Origin of the sequence: Actinomadura sp. GTD37 (assembly GCF_041951365.1) — a bacterium.
In the GTDB taxonomy this organism is placed as follows: Bacteria; Actinomycetota; Actinomycetes; order Streptosporangiales; family Streptosporangiaceae; genus Spirillospora.
This window is the reverse complement of sequence record NZ_JBGNUS010000018.1, coordinates 1-7,638: the sequence shown is the minus strand read 5'-3', so window position 1 is coordinate 7,638 and position 7,638 is coordinate 1. Positions and strand designations below refer to the sequence as shown.

Annotated in this window: 6 protein-coding genes and 1 tRNA gene; 5 read left to right on the top strand and 2 right to left on the bottom strand. The window is 71.6% G+C overall.

Annotated elements, in window-relative coordinates; all coding sequences use genetic code 11:
* Window positions 1–172 precede the first annotated feature (172 nt).
* Window positions 173–1,747 carry an acyl-CoA synthetase gene (locus ACA511_RS40530; RefSeq protein ID WP_375030076.1) on the top strand — a complete coding sequence of 525 codons (1,575 nt, stop codon included), beginning with the start codon at window positions 173–175 and terminating at the stop codon, window positions 1,745–1,747.
* A 3-nt stretch (window positions 1,748–1,750) separates the two neighbouring features.
* Here the strand turns inward: ACA511_RS40530 and ACA511_RS40525 are convergent, their stop codons facing one another.
* A complete protein-coding gene (locus ACA511_RS40525; protein ID WP_375030075.1) occupies window positions 1,751–2,842 on the bottom strand; it encodes a PucR family transcriptional regulator in 1,092 nt (363 codons plus the stop codon).
* 117 nt (window positions 2,843–2,959) lie between these two features.
* Here ACA511_RS40525 and ACA511_RS40520 point away from each other — a divergent pair, with 117 nt between their 5' ends.
* Window positions 2,960–3,868, top strand: a complete 909-nt coding sequence (locus ACA511_RS40520) for a proline dehydrogenase family protein (RefSeq protein ID WP_375030074.1) — start codon at window positions 2,960–2,962, stop codon at window positions 3,866–3,868.
* 16 nt (window positions 3,869–3,884) lie between these two features.
* On the top strand, window positions 3,885–5,516 hold the full coding sequence (gene pruA, locus ACA511_RS40515; protein WP_375030073.1) for an L-glutamate gamma-semialdehyde dehydrogenase: 1,632 nt from the start codon (window positions 3,885–3,887) through the stop codon (window positions 5,514–5,516).
* Here the strand turns inward: pruA and ACA511_RS40510 are convergent.
* Window positions 5,513–6,721 carry a cytochrome P450 gene (locus ACA511_RS40510; protein WP_375030072.1) on the bottom strand — a complete coding sequence of 403 codons (1,209 nt, stop codon included), beginning with the start codon at window positions 6,719–6,721 and terminating at the stop codon, window positions 5,513–5,515. The genes pruA and ACA511_RS40510 overlap by 4 nt on opposite strands.
* A gap of 75 nt (window positions 6,722–6,796) precedes the next feature.
* Here ACA511_RS40510 and ACA511_RS40505 point away from each other — a divergent pair, with 75 nt between their 5' ends.
* Both ACA511_RS40505 and ACA511_RS40500 read left to right on the top strand, forming a co-directional pair.
* A complete protein-coding gene (locus ACA511_RS40505) occupies window positions 6,797–7,477 on the top strand; it encodes a TetR/AcrR family transcriptional regulator (protein ID WP_375030071.1) in 681 nt (226 codons plus the stop codon).
* A tRNA-Met gene (locus ACA511_RS40500) sits at window positions 7,455–7,528 on the top strand. The genes ACA511_RS40505 and ACA511_RS40500 overlap by 23 nt, the downstream gene beginning before the upstream one ends.
* The last annotated feature ends 110 nt before the right edge of the window (window positions 7,529–7,638 follow it).

Here is a 7,638-nt window from a genome sequence, read left to right as displayed (position 1 = left end):
GCCCGCCCCCGGGGCTCCGCCCCTGGCCCCCCGCCGGTTTCGGTCGGTGATTTCCTTTCGGGGGGTTGGGCTGTCCTTTTGGCCCCTTTCGGGGGTGGTCTTTTCCTGGGCTGGTGTGTTTGGGTCTTGGTGTCAGAGGGCTCACCTGCGGGTTCGTGGGAAGGGTGGCTTGGTGTCTGCTTCTGTTGCTCGTGCTCGTCAGCACTCCGTCGGGGATCTGCTGCATCGGACGGCGCGGCGGTATCCGGGGAAGGTCGCGGTCGTCAGCGGGGACGTGCGGGTCACGTACGCGGAGTTCGACGTCGCCGTCAACCGGGCGGCGCACGCGCTGGCGGCCCGGGGGCTCGGGAAAGGGGACCGGCTCGCCCTGCTCAGCCACAACTGCTGGCAGTACGCCGTGATCGCGTTCGCCACGGCCAAGCTCGGCGTGGTGCTCGTGCCGGTCAACTTCATGCTCAACGCCGACGAGATCGCCTACATCGTCGAGCACTCCGGCGCCTCCGGGATCATCGCGGAGGACGCGCTGGCGCCCACCGCGGAGAAGGCGCTCGCCACCGCCGGAGTCGAAGAGGGCGTGCGGGGATGGATCCCGCTTTCGGCGGCGCCCGCCGCCGGCGGGTGGGAGGACGTCGACCTCTGGTGGCGCGAAGGGCCCGAAACGGCCCCGGACGTCCTCGTCGGCGACGACGATCCCCTGCGGCTCATGTACACGTCCGGGACCGAGTCGCGGCCCAAGGGCGTCATGCTGACCAGCCGCTCGCTGATCTCGCAGTACGTCAGCTGCATCGTCGACGGCGAGATGAGCGCCGACGACGTCGAGGTGCACACGCTGCCGATGTACCACTGCGCGCAGCTCGACTGCTTCTTCTCGGTCGACGTCTACCTCGGGGCGACCAGCATCATCCTGCCCTCGCCCGACCCGGCGGTGCTGCTGGAGACGATCGAGCGGGAGAAGGCCACCAAACTCTTCTGCCCGCCCACCGTGTGGATCTCGCTGCTGCGGCACCCCGACTTCGACCGGCGCGACCTCTCCAGCCTGCGGAAGGGCTACTACGGGGCGTCCCCGATGCCGGTCGAGGTGCTGCGCGAGCTGCTGCGGCGGCTCCCGGACGTCCGGCTGTGGAACTTCTACGGGCAGACCGAGATGGCGCCGCTCGCGACCATCCTGCGCCCCCACGAGCAGCTGGAGCGGGCAGGCGGTGCGGGACGCGCCGCCGTCAACGTCGAGACCATGCTCGTGGACGACGACGGGAACCCCGTGCCGCCGGGAGAGATCGGCGAGATCGTGCACCGCAGCCCCCATGCGGCCCTCGGCTACTACCGGGACGAGGAGAAGACCGCCGAGGCGTTCCGCGGCGGGTGGTTCCACTCCGGGGACCTCGGGATCATGACCGAGGACGGGTACTTGTCGGTCGTCGATCGCAAGAAGGACATGATCAAGACGGGGGGCGAGAACGTCGCGAGCCGCGAGGTCGAAGAGGCCGTCTACGAACTGGACGGCGTCGCCGAGGTCGCCGTTTTCGGTATCAGCCATCCGCACTGGATCGAGGCGGTCACGGCGGTGGTCGTGCCCAAGGCCGGTGCCTCGCTCAGCGCCGACGATGTGAGCGCCCACGCGCGGGAGCGGCTCGCCGCCTACAAGCGGCCCAAGTACGTGGTGATCGCCGAGTCCCTGCCGAAGAACCCCAGCGGAAAGATCCTCAAGCGCGAGCTCCGCGACCGGCACGGCGGCCTCGCCGGCTCCTGACCGTCAGGCGAGGTGGGGGGCGAGGGTCAGGGCCAGGTGGAGGGTCAGGCGGTCCTGGCCGTTGGCCAGAGTCAGGTTCGTCAGGTCCTCGATGCGGCTCAGCCGGTGGTAGAGGGTCTGCCGGTGGATGTTCAGGGCCTTCGCGGTCTGCTGGACGCTGCCCGCCAGGTCCAGGAAGGTGCGGGCCGTTTCGGACAGGTCCGCGTTCTCCAGCAGGCGCGCGGTGCCCGGGGTCTGGGTCGACTGGGCGAGGGCGTCGTCGCCCGCCGTCCGCAGGAGGCGGAGGACGCCCAGTGACGCCCAGTCGCGCGTCTCGCCGGGGGCGGCGGTGCGGGCCGCGACGCGGGCGCGGAGCCAGCCCTCGTGGACGTCCTCCAGGGTCGGGCACGGGGCGTGGACGCCGGTCTGGACGGAGGCGTTGCGTTCCTCCAGGAGGCGGCGCGCCCGGCCGAGCGTGGTGGCGGTGGGCGTCGAGCCCGGGATGACGAGGACGTGGTCGCGCTGCCAGACCGTGGTCAGCACGGAGTGGGGGAGCTGCCAGGGATTGAGCGGCTCGGGGGACGGGGTCCGCAGGACGGCCACGGTGAAGGGCGGCTCGGGGGACGCGGCCTCCGCCAGGTCGTCCGCCGCCCGCGTTCGGGCGTCCGGGTGGGCGGAGAGGAGGTCGGCGACCTTCCAGCCCAGGTCGTCGCGCTCCCTGGCCTGGCGTGCCATCAGCAGGCCCGCCCGTTCGCACAGGGGCATCGCCCCGGCCGCCTGGGCGCCCGTGATCCGCTCCTGGTCGTCCAGGAGCCACAGGTAGCCGTAGGTCACGTTGTTCCAGCGGACGGGCAGGCAGAGGCGGCCGAGCTGGCCGAGGGACGTGTCGGCCGGGATGCGGACCGGGCCCGTGGCGCGGGCGATGCCGTACCGCTCGAACCGGGCGCGGACGGCCTCGGACGCGCGGCGGTGCAGGATCGAGTCCATCCGGACGGGGTCGATGGTGTCGCCGTGGGCGGCGTAGGCGACGAGGTGGAAGTCGCGGTCCTCCAGCGTGGCGGGCGCGCGGAGGAGGTCGGCCGCCTGTTCCGCGATCTCCTGGAGGTCGGGAGCCATGAGCCCTCCTTCATACGTTCGTATGAAGTTTAGCCCGGCCGAAAGTGACGTTTGGCTGTAGGGGGACGAGGGTGGCGCTTCTACCGTTCGAGGTGTCCCTCGACGTTGGAGGTTCCCATGCCCAGCCCTCTCCTCCTCGCCGCCGCGCGCAGCGAGCGGATGCGCGATCTCGTCACGTCCGTGCCCCTCACCAGGGGAGTCGTCGACCGGTTCGTCGCCGGGAACGATCTCGAGGCGGCGCTCGGGGCGGCGCGGAAGCTGGGCCGCGAAGGGCTCGAGGTCACCCTCGACCATCTGGGGGAGCACACCCGCGAGGCCGCGCAGGCGCAGGCGACCCGGGACGCCTATCTGCGCCTGTTCGAGGCATTCGCGGAGCACGGGCTCGCGGCCGGCGCCGATGCCTCGGTGAAGCTGTCCGCGCTGGGGCAGGCCCTTCCGGGGGAGCTCGCGCTCGACCTCGCGCAGGAGATCTGCGCCGCCGCCGGGCGGGCCGGCATGACCGTCACGCTCGACATGGAGGACCACACGACCGTCGACTCCACCCTGGAGATCCTCGGCAAGCTGCGCGGCGACTTCCCGTGGGCGGGCGTCGCCGTCCAGGCGATGCTGCGGCGCAGTGCGGGCGATCTGCGGGACCTGGCGCGCGACGGCTCGCGGGTGCGGCTGGTGAAGGGGGCCTACGCCGAACCCCCCTCGGTCGCCTTCCAGAGCCGGCACGACGTCGACCGCGCCTACGTGCGCGGGCTGCGGCTGCTGATGGAGGGCGACGGCTATCCGATGGTCGCCAGCCACGATCCGCGGATCATCGAGATCGCGCTGGCGCTGGCGGCCGCGCGGCCCCCGGCGTCCTACGAGTTCCAGATGCTCTACGGGGTCCGGGCCGCCGAGCAGCGGCGCCTCGCCGAGACCGACCGGATGCGGGTCTACGTCCCGTACGGGGCCGACTGGTACGGCTACTTCATGCGGCGCCTGGCCGAGCGGCCCGCCAACCTCGTCTTCTTTCTCCGCTCATTCGTCTCCCGCTAAGGAGGGGTTCCTTTCCATGGACGCCGTGACCAACGTTCCGACACCGGTGAACGAGCCGGTGCGCGGGTACGCGCCGGGCAGCGCCGAGCGGACCCGGCTGGAGGCCAGGCTCGCCGAGCTGACCGCCGAGACGCCCATCGACCTGCCGATGACGATCGGGGGAGAGCGGCGGCTCGGGGCCGGCGCCAAGGTCGCCGTCGTGCAGCCGCACCGGCACGCGTCGGTCCTCGGGACGTTCGGCAACGCGACCGGCGACGACGCGCGGGACGCCGTCGATGCCGCGCTGAAGGCCGCGCCGGCGTGGCGGGCGCTGTCCTTCGACGACCGGGCCGCGGTCTTCCTGCGCGCCGCCGACCTGCTCGCCGGGCCGTGGCGGGAGACCGTGCTGGCCGCGACGATGCTCGGGCAGTCCAAGACCGTCCAGCAGGCGGAGATCGACAGCCCCTGCGAGCTGGTCGACTTCTGGCGGTTCAACGTGCACTTCGCCCGCCGGATCCTCGCCGAGCAGCCGATCAGCGACCCCGGAGTGTGGAACCGGTCCGACCACCGGCCGCTGGAGGGGTTCGTCTACGCGATCACCCCGTTCAACTTCACCGCGATCGCCGCGAACCTGCCGACCGCGCCCGCGCTGATGGGCAACGTGGTCGTGTGGAAGCCGTCGCCGACGCAGACCTACTCCGCCGTGCTGCTGATGCGGCTGCTGGAGGAGGCCGGCCTTCCGGCCGGCGTCGTCAACCTCGTGACCGGCGACGGGCTCGCGGTGTCGGACGTGGCGCTCCGGCACCCCGACCTGGCCGGAATCCACTTCACCGGGTCGACCGCGACGTTCCGGCACCTGTGGAGGACGGTCGGGGACAACATCGAGAAGTTCCGCAGCTACCCGCGGATCGTGGGGGAGACGGGCGGCAAGGACTTCGTCGTCGCCCACCCGTCCGCCGACCCGGCCGTGCTGCGGACCGCGCTCGTCCGGGGCGCGTTCGAGTACCAGGGGCAGAAGTGCTCCGCGGCGTCCCGCGCCTACATTCCGCGGTCCATCTGGGACGGCGGGTTCAAGGAGGAGTTGGCAGCCGAGGTCGACGGGCTCACCATGGGGGATGTCACCGACCTGTCCAACTTCATGGGCGCGGTCATCGACGAGCGCGCGTTCGCCAAGAGCAAGGCCGCCATCGACCGCGCCCACGGCGACCCGGACGTCGACGTCCTGGCCGGGGGGACGTACGACGACTCGGTGGGCTACTTCGTCCGGCCGACCGTGCTCGTCTCCGGCGACCCCGAGAACGAGATCTTCCGGGACGAGTACTTCGGGCCGATCCTCGGCGTCCACGTCTACGAGGACGACCGGTACGACGAGATGCTCGCCCAGATGGAGTCGGCCGCCGACTACGCCCTGACCGGCGCCGTCATCGCCGGCGACCGGGCCGCCGCCGCGCACACCGCCGAAGTGCTCCGGTACGCGGCCGGCAACTTCTACATCAACGACAAGCCCACCGGCGCCGTCGTCGGGCAGCAGCCGTTCGGCGGCGCGCGGGCCTCCGGCACCAACGACAAGGCCGGCTCGGTGTTCAACCTGCTGCGCTGGACGTCGCCGCGCTCCATCAAGGAGACGTTCGTCCCGCCGACCGACTACCGGTACCCCCACATGGGTTAGGCCGCGGCGATCCCCGTCGCCGGGAGCGACACCCAGCCGCGGGTGAACGGGGACGAGATCCGTTCGGACTTCTCCAGGTCCACCCCGATGTCCGGGTGGGCCCGGAGAAGCTCTTCGAGGGCGACGCGGGCCTGGAGCTTGGCCAGATGCGAACCGATGCAGAAATGGACGCCGCTGGAGAAGCCCAGATGGCGCGGGATCTCCCGGGCGACGTCCAGTTCGTGCGCGGACGGGCCGAACTCGCGCTCGTCCCGGTTCGCCGACCCGAACAGCATCATCACCTTCTCGCCCTCCGGGATCTCCGTCCCGTGGAGGACGACCGGGCGTGTCGTGGTCCGGGCCAGCGCCTGCACCGAACCCTCCAGGCGCAGGAACTCCGTCAGCGCGTTCGGGATCAGGGACGGGTCGGCCGCGAGGCGCTCGCGCTGCGCGTGCGCGCCGTCCAGCAGCGCGACGCCGTGCGAGACCAGGTTGCCGGTCGTGTCGTTGCCGCCCGCGACCATGACGAAGCAGAACCCGAGGACGTCCCAGTCGGTGAGGCGCTCCCCGTCCGCCTCGGCGGCCGTCAACGCGCTGACCAGGTCGTCGGACGGGTCGGCGCGACGCGCGGCGATCACGTCGGTGAAGTAGCCGAACATCTCCGCGACGGCGCCCGCCGCCTCGTCCTTCAGCGTCTTCAGGTCGAAACCGTCGTCCTGCAGCGTCGTCAGCGCCGACACCCACGGGTCGAAGCGGGCGCGGTCCGCCTCCGGGACGCCCAGCAGGTGCGCGAGCGCGAACGTCGGCAGCGGCGAGGAGAAGTCGCGGTGCAGGTCGGGGGTCTCGCCGTCGGCCGCCTTCCGCTCCATCAGCGCGATCCGGGACCGGACGAACTCGCGCAGCAGGCCCTCCAGCGCGGCGACGCGGCGCGGGGTGAAGCCGTGGCTGACCAGGCGGCGCAGGACGGTGTGGCGCGGCGGATCCAGCATCACGATCGTCGGGGCCAGGCCGAGCGTGCCGATCTCGTCCGGATAGAACGTCAGGCCCTGCGCGGACGAGAACGTTGCCGCGTCCCGCGTCGCCGCCCAGATGTCGTCGAACCGGGACAGCGCCCAGAACGGCGGATCGCCATGCCGGTGGACGGGGTCGTCGTCGCGGAGCCGCCGGTACGCGGGATAGGGGTCGGCCTGGAAGCCGGGATCGAACGGATCGTAGACGTCCGCCATGGCGCGGCCTCCGTTGTAACAGGCGTCCGGTTGTAACAGGCAGCGTTATTAACGCCTCCTGTTAGTATCATCGGCGTGCCGAAAGACGCAAGAGCCACCCGCGAAGCGCTCATCCGCGCCGGCGCCCGCCTCTTCGCCGCCCACGGCATCGACGCCGCCCGCACCCGCGACATCGTCACCCACGCCGGACAAGGCAACGACTCCGCCATCACCTACCACTTCGGCTCCCGCGCCGGACTCCTCGACGCCGTCCTCCGCGCCGGCATCACCCGCATGGAACCCGCCCGCGCCGCCGCCCTCCCCACCCTCGACCCCCGCGACCTCCCCGCCATCACCGCCGCCATCGTCCAACCCACCGCCGACGAACTCCGCACCCCGCCAGGCCGCGACTTCCTCCGCATCACCGCCCAACTCGCCGGACGCGCCGGAATCCGCGACCACCACCTCCCGCCCCTCCTCCACGGCACCGCCCTCCAACGGCAACTCCAACTCCTCCAAACCGCCTGCCGCGCCGCCCTCCCCGAACCCCTCGCCCTCGAACGCATCTCCCTCTTCATCGCCTTCCTCACCGCCGCCCTCGCCGACCGCGCCACCCGAACCGGCGACACCCCCCACGACCCCGACCACACCGCCTTCACCACCGACCTCACCGCCATGCTCACCGCCGCACTCCAAGCCCCCGACCGAACCGGTTTGCCTAACCACCCCCCGCCCAATACAGTTAAGACATCACCGCGGGGTGGAGCAGTTCGGTAGCTCGCTGGGCTCATAACCCAGAGGTCGCAGGTTCAAATCCTGCCCCCGCTACGGGTCCTAGGGTCCTCTTGGTCGCCGCTTTTGCGGCTTTCCGAGAGGGCCCTTCGCCGTTTTCGGGGGGCGACCCCCCGGGCCCCCCGGTTCCGCCACCCGCCCCCACC